The organism is Microbacterium sp. Leaf320, assembly GCF_001423485.1.
Taxonomy (GTDB): domain Bacteria; phylum Actinomycetota; class Actinomycetes; order Actinomycetales; family Microbacteriaceae; genus Microbacterium.
The window spans coordinates 401,151-417,555 of sequence record NZ_LMOD01000002.1 but is presented as its reverse complement, the minus strand read 5'-3'; the positions used below and the strand labels follow the sequence as shown (position 1 = coordinate 417,555).

Genomic DNA, 16,405 nt, shown 5'->3' with positions numbered 1-16,405 from the left:
GTCGATGACCAGGCCTGAGGATGCGGAGCGCATCGCCGATGTCGTGAGTGATGTCGTGAGTGATGTCGTGAGTGATGTCGTGAGTGATGTCGTGAGCGACGCGTCGGGTGAGCGTCTCGCCGCAGCGCGGACGATCGGCGAGGGCGCACCCGTGCTCGCGTTCGACGTCGGGGGCACCGACATCAAATCGGCGCTGTTCGACGCCGACGGCACGGCCCTGGGCCTGCGGCGCACGCCGACTCCGGTCGCTGACGGCGACCGCACCGGGGTGCTCATCGAGCGCCTCGGTGTGCTCGCCGCCGAACTGCGGGCCGATCACCCCGGCGTCGTGCCGCAGGCGGTCGGGCTGGTGGTGCCAGGGATCGTCGACGCGGATGCCGGCCTCGGCGTGTTCGCCAGCAACCTCGGCTGGCACGACTCGCCGTTGCGCGATCTCGCCTCGACGAAGCTCGGCCTCCCCGTGGCGTTCGACCACGACGTGCGCGCCGCGAGCTGGGCAGAGCATCGCCTCGGAGGTGCTCGCGCCTACTCGAACTCGGTCGTGCTCGTCATCGGCACCGGCATCGCGGGCGCTCTGCTCGTGGGTGGGGAACCCTATACGGCGGGCGGCTACGCGGGCGAGATCGGCCACTCGCCGATCGCCGACGGACCCGTGTGCGCCTGCGGTGCGCGTGGATGCCTCGAGATGGTGGCATCGGCGGGTGCCATCGCGCGCCGCTATCGCGAGGCCACCGGCATCACCCCCGACGGCGCGAAGGACGTGATCGCGCGCGCAGCCGCCGGTGACCGGATCGCCTCCGAGGTCTGGAACTCGGCACTCGATGCGCTGACGCTCTCCCTCGCCCAGCTCACTGCGGTCGTCGCACCGGAGGCCATCGTGATCGGCGGCGGCCTCTCCCGCGCGGGCGGCGCGCTCTTCGACGAGCTGCGCGCCCGGCTGGCTGAACGCCTGAGCTTCCACCGCATCCCCGAACTCGTCCCCGCCGAGCTGTCGGGCAACGCCGGCATCCTCGGGGCCGCGCTGCGCGCGAGGGAGCTCGCATGATCCTCACCGTCACCCCCCACCCGGCGCTCGATCTCACCTGGCACGTCGATCGACTCACTCTCGGCGAGACGCACAGAGCGGATGCCGGTGCCAGCCGTGCCGGCGGCAAGGGCCTCAACGTCGCCAGGGTCGCGCACGCCCAGGGCGCGTCGGTGCTCGCCGTGTCGACGGCCGGCGGACGCAGCGGTGTCGAACTCGCTGCCGAGCTCGGGGCCAGCGGTGTCCCGCACCGGCTCGTGCCCGTCGTCGGCGCCACTCGACAGAGCATCGCGATCGTCGACCAGGAGCTCGGCGACACCACGATCGTGAACGAGCGCGGGGTGAACCCGACCGACCCCGAGTGGGCGGCCCTGCTCGGCGAGGTCGTCGACGCCCTCCCCGGCGCGCAGGTGCTGGTGATCTCCGGCAGTCTTCCGCCCGGAGCGCCCGAGACGCTGCTGCCCCTGCTCATCGGCACGGCGCGGGATGCGGGCGTGCCCGTGATAGTCGACACGTCCGGCCCCGCCCTGCTGCTCGCGGCGGATGCCGGAGCATCCGTCCTGAAGCCCAACGCCGCCGAGCTCGTCGAGGCGACCGGTCTCACCGACCCCGTCGAAGGCGCCCGGTCGCTGATCGAGCGCGGTGTCGGCCTCGTGCTGCTGTCGCTCGGTGCCGCCGGCATGCTCGCGGTCACGGCATCCGACGTGCTGCACGCTCGCCTCGATGCCCCGCTCGCGGGCAACCCGACCGGGGCGGGGGATGCCGCAGTGGCAGCCTGCGCGGTGCTCTACGCCGACGGCATCCGCGACCCCGAGGCGATCCTTCGCCGAGCGACCGCCTGGTCGGCCGCCGCCGTGCTCGTGCCGCTCGCCGGCGAGATCTCCGACGGCTGGGAGGCGCTCGAAGCGCGTCTCGTCGTCGCCCCCTTCACCCCCACCGTTCGAGAGGAACGTCTGTGACCCTGGTCTCCGCCCGCGAGCTGGTGACGGATGCCGCGACACGCGGCACCGGCATCGGCGCGTTCAACGTGATCCACCTCGAGACCGCCGAGGGGCTGGTGCGTGCATCCGCCGAGTCGGGGCTGCCGGTGATCCTGCAGATCTCGCAGAACTGCGCCGACTATCACGGTGGTCTCGAGCCCATCGCACTGGCGACCCTCGCGATCGCCCGTCGGGCAGCGACGCCCGTCGCGGTGCACCTCGATCACGCCGAGCGGCCAGAGCTCGTCGACGAGGCCATCGCCCTCGGATTCGGCTCGGTCATGTTCGACGGCGGTGCGCTGCCCTACGACGAGAACGTGGCGATCACCGCGGCCGTCGCCGAGCGCGCGCACGCCGCCGGTGTCTACATCGAGGGCGAATTGGGAGAGGTCGGCGGCAAAGACGGAGCCCATGCGCCGGGAGTGCGCACCGACCCCGACGAGGCGCGGGCTTTCGTCACCGCGACCGGCGTCGACGCGCTCGCCGTGGCAGTGGGATCGTCGCATGCCATGACCGACCGCACGGCATCCCTCGACCTCGAGCTCATCGCCCGCCTGCGTGAGGCGCTGCCCGTGCCCCTCGTGCTGCACGGCTCATCGGGCGTCGCAGATTCCGTGATCGCCGACGCGGTGCGGGCGGGCATGACCAAGATCAACGTCTCGACGCACCTGAACGGCTTCTTCACCCGGGCTGTCCGTTCGACGCTCGACGCCGATGAGAAGCTGGTCGACTCGCGGAAGTACCTGACCCCGGCCCGTGACGCGCTCGCCGGAGAGGCCGCACGGATGCTGCGGCTGTTCGCCCTCGAGACCGCCGAGGTGGCGGGGTGAGCTGCGCGAACCGGGCAGGATGGTGACATGAAGCGCGCCGCTCGCCTGAACGCGATCCTCGACATCCTGGCCGCCGACGGCGAGGTCAACGTCGACGCCCTCGTCGAGCGCTTCGGCGCGTCGGCCGCCACGACCCGCCGTGACCTCGACTCGCTCGCCGAGCAGCGCCTGCTCACTCGCACGCACGGCGGTGCGGTCGCCCACTCCGTCGCCTATGAGCTGCCGATCCGCTACAAGAGCCACCAGCGCACGCAGCAGAAGGAGAGCATCGCCCAGGCCGCGGCGGCACTCGTCGCCCCGGGCATGGTGGTCGGGCTCTCCGGAGGAACCACCACCACGGCGATCGCGGCGGCGCTCGCCGCGAGGGACGACCTCGCGGCCGGCCCCGGCATCACGGTCGTCACCAACGCGGTGAACATCGCGGCGCAGCTCGCGACGCGCCCCGACATCAAGGTCGTCGTGACGGGCGGGGTGATCCACTCGCGCAGCTACGAACTCGTCGGCCCGTTCGTCGAGCAGCTGCTGCGAGGCGTGCGCCTCGACATCGCCTTCATCGGCGTCAACGGGATGGATGCCGACGCCGGCGCCACCACGCAGGATGAACGCGAGGCCGCCGTGAACCGGATGATGGCCGAGCGTGCGCGTCGAGCGGTGGTCGTCACCGACAGCAGCAAGCTCGGCACCGTCGCGTTCGCGGCCGTCGGCGGTGCGGAGCTGTTCCCCGTTCTCCTCACCGACGACGGCGCGGACGCCGCATCTCTCGCCGACCTGCGAGCCGCCGGCTACGAGGTGCTGACCGCCTGATCCCGCGGTCTCCCACTCCTGCTGAACTCCTTGCGGGGATGCCGCGACCCCTCTCGCGACATCCCCGGAGCAGATGGTGTCCTGTCGTTCCCTCACACTCCCCAGTGCACGAGGGTTTCCCCAGTTCGACTGCGCCTCCCTCGCGCTTCGTTCCCGAAGCCCTTCGCGTGGCACCTTCTGCAGATAAGGAGCGAGGCGTCGAGGTTCTGATACATCGAGTGGAGAAAACTTTCAGAGGCCGCTTCCGTGGCACTGGAACGGGGATTTGACCCCGGTGGACTCGGATGCCGCGGCCAGGGCGACGGCGGGAGCGACACCGTTAGCGAGCTCGGTGTGCACGGCTCCGAGAAGCTCGCACGCGACGTCGTCGGGCACGACCACCGGGGCCGCGATCACGCACCGGGTGCCCGCGTGCAGCCAGACCCGGGTCATGCCGAGCGCCTCTTCTCCCCAGCGCACCGAGGACCGCCCGAGCTCGCAGGCCGACAGGACGACCGTGTCGGGAGCCCGCGGGATCAGGTCGACGTCGTAGCCGAACAGGGTGCCGTCGACGAGTTCGAAACCCGAGAAGAGCGGGTTGTCGACCGCATGGCGTCCGTGCGCGGCGATGTGCAGCACGTCGACGTGCGCGGCGAGTTCGGTGACCGCCGTGACGCAGGCATCGTCTCCCGTCAGGATCGTCGCGTCGCTCCACGCAGCCGCCGCCCGGCGCACCTCCTCCTCGGCGCGCGCGACGCGGGGACCGGTGGCGAAGCCCGCCTGCCTCCTCGGTGCGGAGGTGAGGGGTCGGTCGGAGTCGCCCAGCCAACGTGAGACGGAGGTCGCGAGGGTGAACGGCGTGCCGGCCATGCCCGGGAGCATCGCCCAGGGGATGCCGCCGAGGATGCCGGGCACGGTGAGCGTGAGACGAACCGCCCCACCTGTCGCCGCGCGTGCCGGCGCGAGGAGGGCATCGTCGAGCAGGCGCAGCCTCTCGTCGAGCGACCTCTGCACGACGGATGCCATCGGGCCCGCATGCGTGAGTGCCGCGACATCGAGATCGGCGCGGAGTCCGTCGAGTGCGGCCTCGATGCGCGGCAGCGACAGCTCGACGATCGACGAACCGGATGCCGTCACCACGACGCACAGCAGCTCTTCGCGGGTGAACACGTAGGCGAGGATCGCCGTGTCGTCGCCGAGCCGCGCACGCGTCTCGAGCAGACCGAGACGCTCGCGGCTGCCGCCAGCCCCGGTCGAGGACCACTGCCGGTCGCGCACCCGGTCGCGCAGCTCGCGCACCCGGGCGTCGGTGGTCCAGTCGGACCCTGCGAGGTCGGCGCGGAGCATCCGCAGCTCGGCCAGATCGGACGACAGGTCTGCGTCGTGCGGGGGACGCACGGGTGCGACCTGCTGGCTCAGGTGCCGGGCGCGCTCCGACCACTCGAACAGCACCTCGGGGTCGCGCGATCGTGCGGCGGCGGCGAGCCCGGTGAACATCAGCTCGGTGCCGTGCATCGCCAGCGACGCCTGCAGGTCGAGAGCGCCGAACGACTGCTGCCAGGCGGTGAGCAGGTCGAGACCCTCCGCGGCGAAGCGGCGGGCGTCGGCATCCCTGCCCGCGGCGGATGCTCTCGCGGCCCGCACCTCATGGGCCCGCAGTCGCAGGGGAGTCGGGGCGTCGGCGGTGAGTCGCGGGATCCGTCCTCCGTCGGCCAGCCGTGCCGTCAACGACAGGGCTGCGGCCTCGGTGCGGAAGCCGCCCCGAGTGAGCGCTGCGGCGGTGCGCGCGAAGTCCGCGGCGACGGGCGGCGACTGCGGACGGGCGCGCAGTCGGGCCTCGAGGCGGACGGCCTCGGCGCGAGCGGCCCAGCCCTCGCTTCCCAGCGCGGCGAATCGGCGGGATGCCGTTGCGGCGGCGCGTTCGGCGGAGGGCGCGTCATGCCGCAGGAGCGATCGGGCGAGGTGGAACTCGGCCTCGCCGCGAGCCTGCCGCATGCGCTGCGCACCGAACTGCGCGGCGACGGCGCCGAGCAGTTCCTCAGCTTCCGTCGTGAGGCCCGCATCGCGCAGCACCTCGGCGCGGTCGAGGTCGCTGATCGCTGCGGCGAGGTCGCTGGTGGCCGCGAGGATCGGGCGCGAGCTCGTCATCAGTCCCAGCGCGGTGACGAGGTCGCCGCCCAGTAGCGCGGCGTAGCCGAGGTTGTGGCGCGCCTCGGCGAGCGGTTCCTGCTGGTCGTGCGCCTCGTAGGCGGCGATCGCGCGCTGAAGATCGGCGGTGCAGTCGTCGAGGCGGTGGCGCTGCATGCTGACGATCGCTCTGCTCATCAGCAGGTTCGCGCTCTCGATCGACCCGTCGTCGAGACCGTCGATCGCCCGCGTCAGGAACTCGTCCGCCTCATCGAGGCGCCCGCCGTGCATGAGCAGAGTGCCGAGCTGTCCGTTCGCGAGGGCGACGGTCTCGGCGCTGAGTCCCGGTCGCGACAGCGCCGCGCGCGACAGCCGCTCGGCCTCGGCGGGCTCGCCCGTCTGCGCGAGCACGTACGCCAGTGTTCCGTCGATGCGGGCGCGCAGGTCGTCGTCGTCGGTGCGGGCGGATGCCGCGGCCAGAGCGCGCCGCGCCTGAGCGAACCGTCGGGAGTTGGCCGCATCGACACCGCGCCGGTGCAGCTCTCGCGCAGACAGGGGCATCCAACCAGAATGCCGGTCGGTTCCGTCTCAGGGAAGGTCTGCGACCGCATCCGAGGTTCTTTCCGCCGGTCGGGGCTGGGCTGCGGGAATGATCATTCTGCTTGGAGGCCAGAACGGGGCGCGGCCCAGCCGAACCGTTCGTTGACCTGCGGGTCGTACAGGCGATACCCGAGCGGATGCATCACGTCGATGATCGCGTTGAAGTGTTCTCCGTCTTCGATGCCGATACCGGTGAACTCGACGATCCTTTCGCCGACGTGCAGTTCGAACACGGGCGCGGAACCTACTTCGACCCCGGGAGGGTGGAAGTGGATGTCGTCGCGTGTCCATCCGGGGAGTCCGACCACGAGCGCACGATCAAGCTCGGCGCTGTCGACAACGCGCACCGCCTCGATGGGTTCCACATCGAGATTGCGATATGTCTCCAACGGGTCGAGGTCGTCGCCTCCGGACCAAAAGGCCAGCGTGTAACTCATACGACCATCCTGCCGGTTGCTGCCGACATGCCTGCAGGGCTACGCGCGTACTCGTGTGAGCTCTTCCCAGTGGGTCGTCGCGCGGGGTGTGAGCATTCCGCGTTTCATCTGCCAGGAGGGCCCGGGGCGGAATCCGCCGTATCCGAGGCCGAGGGCGTCTTTGCCGGTCTTCTTCTGGACGCCGTCGACGAGCGCGGCGATCCCGGCGTCCTCGTGAGGCTGTCGGAAGGGCTCGAGGGGGAGATGCACCCCTGCGGGGAGGAGGTCGGTGAGCATGAGGCCAGCGCGGGCGTACCGGTGTCCGTCTTCGATTTGGGGGAGGAGCTGGTGCGCTGCTCGGGTGAGCTCGACCGGGATCCGCAGTCGGGAACGGTAGCCGGATCCGTACCGCCGGGTAGTGCTTCTGCTCTGTCCAGTGGCTCGTGCCCGCGAACGCATCGATCCGTCGGGCGACCTGTGAGTGCTTCATGAGGCGCGCGGCTGCCTGCTGCGCATACACCGACAATGCTTGCCGGATCCCGTCACGGGTGGTGACCTTCTCCGAGAAGGACCGTGACACGATCAGCTGATCCTTCTTCCCGGTGCGGTCTTCCTCGGGACCGATGCACGCGACTTCGCGCAGCTCGAGCGCGGCCCGCATCACGACGACGTTGAACCACTTCCGTACCTGCACAGGATCCGCGGTCGCGAGATCCCAGATGGAACGCACCCCGCACCCACCGAGGTGCTTCTCAAGCCTGCCCGCGATACCCCATACCTCCGACACCGGCAGCGCCTCCATCAGTTGCTGCCGCCACGCTGGACGTGTTGCCGGCCACACGCACACCCCGTCGAACACGGGAACCTTCTTCGCCGTCCTGTTCGCCAGCTTCGCGAGGGTCCGCGTCGGTGCGATCCCCACGCACACCGGCACCCCAAGCAGACGCCACAGGGTGTCCTTGATCTCCCGGCCCAGGCGGTTCATGGCGTCGACGTCGGTCGCCGTGCGTCGATCGATCGTCAGGAACGCCTCATCGATCGAGTACACGTCCAGCTCGTGCGTGAACCGCTCCAGCACGTCCATCACCCGCCGAGACATGTCGCCGTACAGCTCGTAGTTAGACGACACCGCCGAGACGCCCAGCCGGGCCGCGTGCGGGCGCAGCTCGAACCAGGGCTTGCCGAGATCCAGCCCGAGGGCTTTCGCCTCCCTCGAGGCGGCGACCACCATCCCGTCGTTGTTGCTAAGTACCACCAGGGGCACGTCCGCGAGACGCGGGTTGAAGACCCGTTCGAACGAGGCGTAGGCGGAGTTGACGTCGACGTGCGCGAGCATGGCCGGCTACCGCAAGTGGTGCAGGCAGTACGTGGCCACACCCCACACCTGCAGGTCGCTGAGCTCCGCGACGACGATGTCCGGGTGCGCGGTGTTCTCCGAGCGGAGGACGACGCCGGCGGGGGAGAGCTCGAGGCGCTTCACCGTGAGCTCTCCGTCGAGGACCGCGACGACGATGTCCCCGTGCTTCGGTGTCTTGGACCGGTCAACGAGCAGCTCGTCCCCGTCGCTGATCCCGGCGCCGGTCATCGAGTGGCCGGAGGCGCGGACGATGAAGGTGGCGGCCTGGTCGTCGACCAGCATGTCTGTGAGATCGATTGGGCCGTCGTAGTAGTCCTGCGCGGGGGAGGGGAACCCGCACGCGACTGCCGTCGGGGCCGAGAGGAGTCGGGCCACCGAGGGGGCATCAAGAGCCCGCGGAGCAGTCGCGAACACCCGAACCTCCAAATCTGAACAGATAGACGATACTCAAGTATGCAACCAGCAGTGCACATTCGAACATTTGCAATCCACCCGAGGGTGTGTACTCGGCGGCGCGGCCGCCACCTCCCCGCCGGAAGTGGCGACAGTGACGGACGTGGCGAAAGTGGCGTCATAGATCTCGGGGATCCTCGACTCACTGATGGTGATCCGGAGCTCGGGGACTATCCCGCCCCCGGCCGATCGCAGGCTGGTCTCCAAGGGAGCCGAGCCCGGGGGAGAAGTACTCGCAGGTGCGCGCCGCCTGAGGTGAGCCGATAGTGGTCTACGTACTGCGGATCACTCACAGAACGGACGTCTATCAACCGCTCTGAATTGTCCTCACGGCTACAGCCGGAAGCATCCGTTGTCGTCGATCTGCCGACTGATAACGGTTCGTCCCTCGTCAATTCACTCAGCCGACCCCTTTGGATTCTCGACGTGGTTCGGTGGGCAGAGGGTGCGGTGAGAACCGGGAGACCGGGTATCGCCGAGGGTTCCCGGAATCGAGAGGGTGAGTTATGGAGCATGTGGAGAGAGCAGCAGCGACGGACCCTGTTGGCGGGGTTGGTCGGACCGCGCCAGCTCAGCGAGTTACTACTCTTGCCGTTCACTCGCTGATCAGTGCCATCGTTGCCGCTGGGCTCCTCGGGGCGGCGACCTTCGCCTTCAACGGCGGTGCGCTTGCTCCGAGCACGATCTTTATCGTCTTCCTCCTTCTGCTCCTCAGCGCGGGCGCGATACTCACCTCGCTCGTCACCGGGGTCAGTGCGTTCATCCGTATCCGACGGCACGCACATCTTCGGGGTACTGCCCTGACGATCGCCAGTCTCGTCATCGCTGTTCTCATGGTCGGCCTCGGTGCCTACCTGTACCCTTGGCTGTTCTTCGGTGGGGCATGAGCAGCCCACGACCGCCGTCGGTGTCGAGGACGGCGCCACTCGCCACTGTTTCGGTGGTACTCGCTAGCCTCGGAGTCGCGACCATCGGGTTCTCGCTTCTGCTCGCTCTCGCACGGGGAGGCGATACCCCGCCGTTCTTCTCCTTCATCTGGCTCCTAGTCGTTCCGATCACCATGATCGGCGCCCTCGTCACTGGGCTTTGTGCGCTTAGGAAGAATCGCGCGCGCGGGGGCAGGAGCAGAGTGCTCGCCATTATCGGCACCACGATCGGGGGTGTCGGAATAGCTCTCTTCGTCTTTTCGAGCGCTGCCGCGTACTCCTTCTTCTTCATGTTCCTCGGCCTTCTCCGTTCCGTTCTCACTGGTCATCCTGTCGGTATGTGACTAGCCGCCGACCTGCCAGGAGGACCTGACGTCGGTGTTATTGCACGCTCACATCCCCGCGCCGAATAGCGAAAGTCCATGACCACAATGAATCGACGCGAAACCACGAGCGTGAGCAGCCCGCCCAAGCCGTGCGTCCGGCTGACTGCCGCGGTCATCAACTCCACGGAGGACTACGTCTGCGGCATCTACTAGACCGCAGGTCGGCACGATTGGGCAGCGCCGTCACAGTGACGTCAGGGCCGGACCCGCCCAACGACCAGGGGGACGTCTGTGAGACGCGGGTTGAAGACTCGTTCGAATGAGGCGTAGGCGGAGTTGACGTCGACGTGCGCGAGCATGGTCGGCTACCGCAAGTGGTGCAGGCCGTACGTGGCCACGCCCCACACCTGCAGGTCACTCAGCTCCGCGACCACAATGTCTGGGTGCGCCGTGTTCTCCGAGCGCAGCACCACGCCGGCGGGGGAGAGCTCGAGGCGCTTCACCGTCAGTTCGCCGTCGAGCACGGCGACGATAATGTCCCCGTGCTTCGGTGTCTTGGAGCGGTCAACGAGCAGCTCGTCACCGTCGCTGATCCCCGCACCTGTCATCGAGTGCCCGGATGCGCGGACGATGAACGTCGCGGCTTGGTCGTCGACGAGCATGTCCGTCAGATCGATCGGACCGTCGTAGTAGTCCTGCGCGGGGAGGGGAACCCACACGCGACCGCGACCGGCGCCGCCAGGAGCAATGCGGCCGCCGTCGCATCGAGCAGTCGCAAGCACGCACACCCCCAACAAATAGAGAACAAATACTCGATACTTCAGTATGCGCTATCGCGCGAGTTTCGAATCTCTGATAATAGACAGGTTAGGTGCGGCGGGCGGACAGCAGCTTCCAGCCGTCGGGCACCTGCTCGAGGATGGCGCCCATGTCGTCGCCGGTGATCTCGATCACGTCACCGAGCAGACTGCCAGCGTCCGCCGTCAGAACCTTGACCGTCTGCACGGACGCTGGTGACGGGCCGACGCCCGGCAAGTAGAGGCGCCTGAGCGGCCGGTCCGCCGGATCCTCCAGCGTCGTGCCCGCGCTCTCGGGGTCCGCGGTGCGAAGGCGGCGGATTCGCGCGGTCAGCATCAGGCCGGCCCCGCCTCAACCGGCCCGCCTACGCGATACTGCTCGGCGGCGCGCGCGAGAAGGTCGTACGCCTCGCGCACGGCCGCTGGTGGCGCCTCAATCGGCTCGTAGTAGTGGGTGAACCCGCGCTCATCCTGCGCGACGATGGACACGGTCATCAAGCCGGCAGGAGGTGCGGACAGCGAGATAGAAGGACGGGGCATTCAGGATCCAAGACTCAACAGGGGGAAGGGAGGGGCAGTCAGAACTGCTGCCTCTTATGAGACGAGTGCCCGGCCCACTTATTACGCGCCCGCGTTGGCAGAATCTGCTCGGATGCTACGTCGAGCCACTATCACGGTCTTCACACCCGAGACGGGGGAGCGCCGGGGCGGTCTCCTGTGGTTCCGGCTGGTTCGGTGTCCGCGACGATAACTCCGCTCTGTCCCTGCGTGCCGGTCTCCGGGAGAACTGCTGCGACGCGGTCGCTGCGCTCCCATATTTCGCCGCACCACTTCTCCCTCCATCCGCCACTGCGCTCCGCCACTGCGTTCTCTGTGCTTCCACACCGACCACACGGAACCACAGGAGCAGCACCATGGACACCACCACCCACAACGCGCAGCTGTACATCACGCGAGACGAGCACGCGGCACTCCTCGCCCACATCCCCGGCTCCGCGTACTGCATCGACGGACCCTACCTGCAGCTCACACCCGAGAACATGACCACCATCCTCAGCGTGATCGATGCCGAAGGCGGCACGGCCCCCGAGGGGCTCGAGGGCGTCATCACTGCGGTGGAGAGCACCTGGCTCGCGCACCAGGGCGTGGAGGCGGTCGCCGCCTGAGAGCAGCGGTCTGGGGTCGGGGCGCGGTGCGCCCCGACCCCATTGTCATGGGTGCAGATGCGCCCACGGGGGAGCAAGGGGTCTTCACGGATGCGACTCGCGCTGGGGGAGTGGCAGGGTTCTTTCGGCTGAAGACGAGGGAGTGGATCTGGGGAGATAGCCAGGTCGTGAGCCTCGGGGCGATCGCGGATGGTGAGGTCGCGTCCGCACTCCGGAGATCTCGTCGACGAGGATGCGGGTACGGGGGCGTGGATCGTGCGTTGCGCCACGGGGATTCCCAGCGCGATTGATTCCCAGAAGCCCCAGCGCTCACGAACCATGAAATACCAGTTCAGAGCAAAGAAAACACTTCATTTTCGGGGCCAAATTCGGTAAACTGAAGGTACGGAAACGGCATACGGAACTAGGGAAAACATCATGAACGCGATCGCCACACTCACCATCTACACGAAGCCCTCGTGCGTGCAGTGCAACGCCACCTACCGGGCTCTCGACGCCGCTGGTATCGAGTACGAGATCCGCGATCTGACCCTGGACCCGTCCGCGCTCGAGCAGGTCAAAGCCCTCGGCCACCTCCAGGCACCCGTCGTCATCACGGGGGAGGGGGATCACTGGGCGGGGTTCCGCCCCGACAAGATCGCCGAACTCGCCGCCACCCGGGCCGCGTGACCCGCCATGAGCACCACCGCGGCGCCGACGCCCCTCGTCGAGCACCCGCACATTTCCTGGGCCACCTTCGAGTACATGCGCCAGAAGATCGCCGACCTCGAGGCCGAGAAGGCGCAGCTGCAGGCCGATGTCGCCCACTGGGAACAGCAGACTAACCACTGGTATCTGAAGGCCACCTACACCGACCTCGAGCTGCAGCTCATGTACCGCCGGCGCTCCCGCGGCGCCAACGAACTCACCGGCGAGTGGAACCCGGCGACCGAGCAGCAGGGCGCCGTCGCATGAACCGCCTGGCTGGGGGAGTAGCCATCCTCACCGTCGTCGGATTGACCGGCTGCACGCCGATCGTCGCAGCCTCGTCAACCGCGCCCGTTGCCACAACGGCGGAGTGGTCGCGGTCGTCGACGGGGACACGATCGACGTGGCAACGGATGACGGGACCGCGCGGGTGCGCCTGATCGGGATTGATACTCCGGAGATCGGCCGCGGGGGAGAGGCGAGCGAATGCTACGCCGACGAAGCGCGCGCGTTCCTTGACGAGCTGCTCTACGGGCAAGAGGTAGAACTGGCCGGCGACCCCAGCCAAGCCGACGTCGACAAGTACGGGCGGCTGTTGCGGTACGTGTACATCGACGGGCAGTCCGCGGCCGAGCTCGCGATCACCGCCGGCGCCGGCTACGAGTACACGTTCGACGTCGGGTACATTCACCGGGAATCTCACCAGGCTGCGGAACGGGACGCGATCGAATCCGCGGTTGGTCTCTGGGGTGCGTGCGGGTGACGTCAGGCCGTGTGGTGTGGCTGCGGCGGTGCCTGGGGAGGCGGACCGCCGCAGCCGGTGTGTTTTGCGGAGCGTGGCGAACGGGGAGGATCACCAGCCGCCTGCGTCCCGGCCCTCCCCAGGGGGAACGCACCGAACAACCCGGCACCTTCTAGACGAGGTGGCGGGTGGATTCTGACGCAGCTCCGCGAGCCGCCACGATGAATGGATCGTATGTCCCCCGAAGAGAGGACATACACGGCCCGCGACCGGTCCCTAGCGTGGGCTCCACCGCAGTCCGCGGGTGAAGGGAATCAGAACCGCCTGTGAGTGACCGGATGCAGATAGGTTCAACGCACGAGCAAAGATCAGAGCAATGAGGGGGCAACGGTGGAAGGGCAGGCGCAGCGCGACGAGTCGTCCGCACAATTCTCGGCATCAGAGACATGGGCGCCACCGGTTGAGATGCTCGACGACGGCATGCCCGTATATCCGGTACCCGATCGCCGAGCTCGAAGCCGAGAAGGCGCAGCTGCAGGCCGACGTCGCCCACTGGGAACGTGAGACGAACCACTGGTACCTGAAAGCCAACTACACCGACCTCGAGCTGCAGCTCATGTACCGCCGGCGCTCCCGCGGCGCCGACGAACTCACCGGCGAATGGCAGCCCGCCGCGCAGCAGCAGAACGCCGTCGCATGAACCACGTCGACCACACGCCAAAGGAGCAGAGCACGAGCGCGAACAGTCGGCGGGCCCGTCGGATCCAGGGCGCGGGAGCTCGACCGAAGAGCAGCGCTTCAATGGCGCGTTCGATCTGCTCATCACAGGCCGATGGGTTGACCCTGCGGCCGTGGAAAACTTCTACCGCTACCTCGACGGGCAGATCAGTCGGGCCGAGGCCGAAAGGCTCCTGCAGTGACCGACAACGCTCGACGACGGCAACCGCCTCAGCCTGGCCGCACGTCAGTCGTCTCCCGTGCAGCAAAGCTCCATCGCATGTCCGGGCCGAGGCATAAGGGACCTCGGCCACCAGGGGAGCAGACTCGGGTTCTGCTCCCGCCGTCCCCACCCCAGGGGACTCCAGACAAGATCGCGCGAGGGGGAGCACAGTCTTGTCTGCGTACGAGACGAGGGCACGCACGAAATCGGTCGGAGCCATCCCCGGGCAAGGCCCGTCGTCGACCGGGTCGAAGATCTTTGCTGCAGTTTTTCGCCTGTCGGGTGATCGCCGGACGCGACCACCTGACAGAGTTGTCTCATGGCGGAGCACGAGTTCACGGCGCCTTCCAGGCCTTCCGTCAACGAGGCCTTGCGCGCTTTGTTTGTACGCCCGGGAATGTACGTCGGCGAGGTCGACTACATCAAGGTGGTCGCGTTCCTGAATGGCATGTCTCACGGCCTCTGGCTGCTTGGCAGGGACGAAGTTCTTGGTCCCGACGATAATTCCCCGACGTTCTACGACTGGATGTGTGACCGAGTGGGCGTAGCCTCGAGCCCCGCTCTGGGTTGGCACCACCTCCCACTGTTTCTGCTCGGTGGACTGGTCCCCAACGAATTCGGACAGCCGACCCTCCCACCAGAGCGTGATGGCGAAGCGATCAAGATGCTCGGCGAACTCCTGTTTCAGTGGCGTAGCGAGACGAAGTCTCGTCAACTTAGGCTGACATAATAGCTATTATCGGTGAATCTATATTAACTCAATGGGTAGCGGATGGACTTAGTCTTCGCTGCTGTTGAGGCCCAAGTCGTGCCAGCGCCGGAACGGCGGCCAGTCGGGTCTGTGAGGCGTTACGGATCTCCATGCTCTGATGACACCGTCTGTGACGAGATCGATCTCGTCGGCCAGCCGATTGACGTCGCTGGCCGTCATGGCTTGCTCCTCGAAGCTTCGCCGTTGACGGTCACGTGCAACCCAGAAAGTACGTTCGCTGGTTGTATCCCCCCACGGCCTGTGCAGGGGATCCTCGGCATAACTAGCGTTGCTCCAGGTTCCATGGATGACCCGGTTTCGTAAGTTTCGCAGATCGCTCGCGCGGCTGAGCTGCTGGCGGAGGGCCTTATGGAACTCGTCCGGATATCTAGTCCTCTGAGGGTCGAGTGTGGTCTCTAGAAGGACCCGACACGTCTGAATCAACCAGTCAGTGCTTTGCCCTGACACGAACACCCAAGTGTTGGTGCTGTCAGTGAGATACTCGGCGAACTCACCCAACATTGCATCGAGAAGTGCGGTCGAATGAGCGACGCGCCCCATGGCTGCGTAGAGCTCGTGAGGGAGTTCCGAGTTCCAAACGATCGCGTCCGACTCCGTGGTCATGATGCGAGGGTATCGGCCTGTTCGGTATGGGATCGGCCGACGTGACGAATCAGATTGTAGGCGGACGCTAGTTCAGGACTCGATGCTCTCCAAAGTGGCTGCGATGTCGGCCATGCTAATGAGGTAGGTCTTCTCGTCGCCGGGCAGATTCGTGAAGCCGAAGCGTTCGTAGAAAGGCCGGGCCTTTGGGTCGACGACATGGGCGATGACTGCTGCAGAACCGACGGCTTTGGCCGCGGTAATGGCACGAGCCACCGCATCTTGAAGCATCGCAAACCCCAGGCCCTTGCCCTGGTGATCAAGATGCACAGCGAGTCGTCCGATGAGTGTCACGGGAACGACACGAGGCAAGCGTCCCCAATCATCTCCTAGCGCCTCCCGCTCGACGGTGAAGGCGCTCAGACTGTAGTAGGCAGCCACCGCGCCTTCACCGTCGAAAGAGACGAACGTTCGGGACGCCCCTCGTCGCTCGTTTTCTCGAGCACTTTGGCGAAGCCAGTTATCGAGTGTTGTCGTGCCGCAGCGGAATGCTGAGAGCGGGTCTCCCGGAGCGATCGGCCGGGGCTGACTGAAGCTCAACCGAAGACGGATTTCCGCGTGAGCAGCTCAGCAAGTCCCGCTACCGGTACGCCAGGAGCGTCGATGGCTGCACTGAAACGTTCCCAGGCCTCAGAGTTGAGGCGGATCTCCCGTTCAGCGCGGATAACCTCTTGGGTGCGCTCGATCACAGCGTCGCGCACGAAGGCCGAGGTTGTCATGCCGCGCAGCGCTGCCGCGTGCTCGACCTGCGACTTCTGTTCTCCGGGGATACGCAGTTCAAGGCGCTCGGTGGTGGTGGTCATGCGGTCAAGTGTACGGCAAAAAACCGTACTTGTC

General features: G+C 67.3%; 21 protein-coding genes and 2 pseudogenes. 11 read left to right on the top strand and 12 right to left on the bottom strand.

Features of this window, described 5'->3' with window-relative positions:
- Positions 1–4: 4 nt before the first annotated feature.
- The 4 genes from ASF63_RS06820 to ASF63_RS06805 are packed head-to-tail and all read left to right on the top strand — an operon-like array spanning position 5 to position 3,638.
- On the top strand, positions 5–1,045 hold the full coding sequence (locus ASF63_RS06820) for an ROK family protein (RefSeq protein ID WP_082477899.1): 1,041 nt from the start codon (positions 5–7) through the stop codon (positions 1,043–1,045).
- Entirely contained in the window at positions 1,042–1,983 is a 942-nt protein-coding gene (locus tag ASF63_RS06815; RefSeq protein ID WP_056511192.1) for a 1-phosphofructokinase family hexose kinase, read from the top strand. The genes ASF63_RS06820 and ASF63_RS06815 overlap by 4 nt, the downstream gene beginning before the upstream one ends.
- Positions 1,980–2,834, top strand: coding sequence for a class II fructose-bisphosphate aldolase (locus tag ASF63_RS06810; RefSeq protein ID WP_056511190.1), 855 nt, complete (start codon positions 1,980–1,982; stop codon positions 2,832–2,834). Before ASF63_RS06815 ends, ASF63_RS06810 begins: the two co-directional genes overlap by 4 nt.
- Before the next feature lie 27 nt (positions 2,835–2,861).
- Positions 2,862–3,638, top strand: a complete 777-nt coding sequence (locus ASF63_RS06805) for a DeoR/GlpR family DNA-binding transcription regulator (protein ID WP_056511187.1) — start codon at positions 2,862–2,864, stop codon at positions 3,636–3,638.
- A 231-nt stretch (positions 3,639–3,869) separates the two neighbouring features.
- On the opposite strand, the gene ASF63_RS06800 is transcribed toward ASF63_RS06805, so the two are convergent.
- From ASF63_RS06800 to ASF63_RS19010, 6 genes and pseudogenes are all read right to left on the bottom strand, one after another.
- Entirely contained in the window at positions 3,870–6,305 is a 2,436-nt protein-coding gene (locus ASF63_RS06800) for a CHAT domain-containing protein (RefSeq protein ID WP_056511183.1), read from the bottom strand.
- Between the two features lie 92 nt (positions 6,306–6,397).
- On the bottom strand, positions 6,398–6,781 hold the full coding sequence (locus ASF63_RS06795) for a hypothetical protein (protein WP_056511180.1): 384 nt from the start codon (positions 6,779–6,781) through the stop codon (positions 6,398–6,400).
- 39 nt (positions 6,782–6,820) lie between these two features.
- Positions 6,821–7,057 carry a DUF4113 domain-containing protein gene (locus ASF63_RS19585; RefSeq protein WP_321163151.1) on the bottom strand — a complete coding sequence of 79 codons (237 nt, stop codon included), beginning with the start codon at positions 7,055–7,057 and terminating at the stop codon, positions 6,821–6,823.
- Positions 7,058–7,193: 136 nt separating this feature from the next.
- Positions 7,194–8,096 (bottom strand): annotated as a pseudogene (locus ASF63_RS19635) (Y-family DNA polymerase); the annotation flags it as partial.
- 6 nt (positions 8,097–8,102) lie between these two features.
- Positions 8,103–8,531 carry a LexA family protein gene (locus tag ASF63_RS06785; protein WP_056511177.1) on the bottom strand — a complete coding sequence of 143 codons (429 nt, stop codon included), beginning with the start codon at positions 8,529–8,531 and terminating at the stop codon, positions 8,103–8,105.
- 634 nt (positions 8,532–9,165) lie between these two features.
- Positions 9,166–9,333: a hypothetical protein gene (locus ASF63_RS19010; RefSeq protein WP_157534261.1), complete on the bottom strand. Its 168-nt coding sequence runs from the start codon at positions 9,331–9,333 to the stop codon at positions 9,166–9,168.
- A 120-nt stretch (positions 9,334–9,453) separates the two neighbouring features.
- Between ASF63_RS19010 and ASF63_RS06775 the strand changes: the two genes are divergently transcribed.
- Positions 9,454–9,840 (top strand): hypothetical protein, encoded by a 387-nt coding sequence (locus tag ASF63_RS06775; RefSeq protein WP_157534260.1) that lies wholly within the window; start codon positions 9,454–9,456, stop codon positions 9,838–9,840.
- A gap of 347 nt (positions 9,841–10,187) precedes the next feature.
- Here the strand turns inward: ASF63_RS06775 and ASF63_RS06770 are convergent.
- From ASF63_RS06770 to ASF63_RS06760, 3 genes and pseudogenes are all read right to left on the bottom strand, one after another.
- Positions 10,188–10,600: pseudogene (locus ASF63_RS06770) on the bottom strand (LexA family protein).
- 89 nt (positions 10,601–10,689) lie between these two features.
- Positions 10,690–10,956, bottom strand: coding sequence for a hypothetical protein (locus tag ASF63_RS06765; protein WP_056511168.1), 267 nt, complete (start codon positions 10,954–10,956; stop codon positions 10,690–10,692).
- Positions 10,956–11,159 (bottom strand): hypothetical protein, encoded by a 204-nt coding sequence (locus ASF63_RS06760; RefSeq protein WP_056511165.1) that lies wholly within the window; start codon positions 11,157–11,159, stop codon positions 10,956–10,958. Before ASF63_RS06760 ends, ASF63_RS06765 begins: the two co-directional genes overlap by 1 nt.
- Before the next feature lie 374 nt (positions 11,160–11,533).
- Here ASF63_RS06760 and ASF63_RS06755 point away from each other — a divergent pair, with 374 nt between their 5' ends.
- The 6 genes from ASF63_RS06755 (at position 11,534) to ASF63_RS06730 (ending at position 14,884) form a co-directional block, all read left to right on the top strand.
- The gene (locus ASF63_RS06755) at positions 11,534–11,785 is read left to right on the top strand and encodes a hypothetical protein (protein ID WP_056511163.1); all 252 of its coding nucleotides are present in this window, start codon (positions 11,534–11,536) and stop codon (positions 11,783–11,785) included.
- 417 nt (positions 11,786–12,202) lie between these two features.
- Positions 12,203–12,454, top strand: a complete 252-nt coding sequence (gene nrdH, locus ASF63_RS06750; RefSeq protein ID WP_056511160.1) for a glutaredoxin-like protein NrdH — start codon at positions 12,203–12,205, stop codon at positions 12,452–12,454.
- Between the two features lie 6 nt (positions 12,455–12,460).
- On the top strand, positions 12,461–12,739 hold the full coding sequence (locus tag ASF63_RS06745) for a hypothetical protein (RefSeq protein ID WP_056511157.1): 279 nt from the start codon (positions 12,461–12,463) through the stop codon (positions 12,737–12,739).
- Positions 12,740–12,842: 103 nt separating this feature from the next.
- Positions 12,843–13,235, top strand: a complete 393-nt coding sequence (locus ASF63_RS06740) for a thermonuclease family protein (protein WP_056511153.1) — start codon at positions 12,843–12,845, stop codon at positions 13,233–13,235.
- 439 nt (positions 13,236–13,674) lie between these two features.
- Positions 13,675–13,914 (top strand): hypothetical protein, encoded by a 240-nt coding sequence (locus ASF63_RS06735; RefSeq protein ID WP_056511151.1) that lies wholly within the window; start codon positions 13,675–13,677, stop codon positions 13,912–13,914.
- A 559-nt stretch (positions 13,915–14,473) separates the two neighbouring features.
- Entirely contained in the window at positions 14,474–14,884 is a 411-nt protein-coding gene (locus ASF63_RS06730) for a hypothetical protein (RefSeq protein WP_056511148.1), read from the top strand.
- 48 nt (positions 14,885–14,932) lie between these two features.
- Here the strand turns inward: ASF63_RS06730 and ASF63_RS06725 are convergent, their stop codons facing one another.
- The 3 genes from ASF63_RS06725 to ASF63_RS06715 all read right to left on the bottom strand — a co-directional run bounded on the left by ASF63_RS06725 (position 14,933) and on the right by ASF63_RS06715 (position 16,371).
- Positions 14,933–15,529, bottom strand: a complete 597-nt coding sequence (locus ASF63_RS06725; protein ID WP_056511144.1) for a hypothetical protein — start codon at positions 15,527–15,529, stop codon at positions 14,933–14,935.
- 72 nt (positions 15,530–15,601) lie between these two features.
- Positions 15,602–16,108: a GNAT family N-acetyltransferase gene (locus ASF63_RS18790; RefSeq protein ID WP_082477895.1), complete on the bottom strand. Its 507-nt coding sequence runs from the start codon at positions 16,106–16,108 to the stop codon at positions 15,602–15,604.
- A complete protein-coding gene (locus ASF63_RS06715; protein ID WP_056511138.1) occupies positions 16,105–16,371 on the bottom strand; it encodes a DUF1778 domain-containing protein in 267 nt (88 codons plus the stop codon). The genes ASF63_RS18790 and ASF63_RS06715 overlap by 4 nt, the downstream gene beginning before the upstream one ends.
- Positions 16,372–16,405 lie beyond the last annotated feature (34 nt).

What these genes read in the sequence shown, in the direction of transcription:
- ASF63_RS06730 (WP_056511148.1), top strand. Translation starts at nt 14,474, where the DNA reads ATGGCGGAGCACGAGTTCACGGCGCCTTCCAGGCCTTCCGTCAACGAG.
- ASF63_RS06800 (WP_056511183.1), bottom strand. Translation starts at nt 6,305, where the DNA reads ATGCCCCTGTCTGCGCGAGAGCTGCACCGGCGCGGTGTCGATGCGGCC.
- ASF63_RS06745 (WP_056511157.1), top strand. Translation starts at nt 12,461, where the DNA reads ATGAGCACCACCGCGGCGCCGACGCCCCTCGTCGAGCACCCGCACATT.
- ASF63_RS06775 (WP_157534260.1), top strand. Translation starts at nt 9,454, where the DNA reads ATGAGCAGCCCACGACCGCCGTCGGTGTCGAGGACGGCGCCACTCGCC.
- ASF63_RS06755 (WP_056511163.1), top strand. Translation starts at nt 11,534, where the DNA reads ATGGACACCACCACCCACAACGCGCAGCTGTACATCACGCGAGACGAG.
- ASF63_RS06725 (WP_056511144.1), bottom strand. Translation starts at nt 15,529, where the DNA reads ATGACCACGGAGTCGGACGCGATCGTTTGGAACTCGGAACTCCCTCAC.
- ASF63_RS06715 (WP_056511138.1), bottom strand. Translation starts at nt 16,371, where the DNA reads ATGACCACCACCACCGAGCGCCTTGAACTGCGTATCCCCGGAGAACAG.
- ASF63_RS06765 (WP_056511168.1), bottom strand. Translation starts at nt 10,956, where the DNA reads ATGCTGACCGCGCGAATCCGCCGCCTTCGCACCGCGGACCCCGAGAGC.
- ASF63_RS06815 (WP_056511192.1), top strand. Translation starts at nt 1,042, where the DNA reads ATGATCCTCACCGTCACCCCCCACCCGGCGCTCGATCTCACCTGGCAC.
- ASF63_RS06820 (WP_082477899.1), top strand. Translation starts at nt 5, where the DNA reads ATGACCAGGCCTGAGGATGCGGAGCGCATCGCCGATGTCGTGAGTGAT.
- ASF63_RS06805 (WP_056511187.1), top strand. Translation starts at nt 2,862, where the DNA reads ATGAAGCGCGCCGCTCGCCTGAACGCGATCCTCGACATCCTGGCCGCC.
- ASF63_RS06760 (WP_056511165.1), bottom strand. Translation starts at nt 11,159, where the DNA reads ATGCCCCGTCCTTCTATCTCGCTGTCCGCACCTCCTGCCGGCTTGATG.
- ASF63_RS06795 (WP_056511180.1), bottom strand. Translation starts at nt 6,781, where the DNA reads ATGAGTTACACGCTGGCCTTTTGGTCCGGAGGCGACGACCTCGACCCG.
- ASF63_RS19585 (WP_321163151.1), bottom strand. Translation starts at nt 7,057, where the DNA reads ATGCTCACCGACCTCCTCCCCGCAGGGGTGCATCTCCCCCTCGAGCCC.
- nrdH (WP_056511160.1), top strand. Translation starts at nt 12,203, where the DNA reads ATGAACGCGATCGCCACACTCACCATCTACACGAAGCCCTCGTGCGTG.
- ASF63_RS19010 (WP_157534261.1), bottom strand. Translation starts at nt 9,333, where the DNA reads ATGAACGCACTGACCCCGGTGACGAGCGAGGTGAGTATCGCGCCCGCG.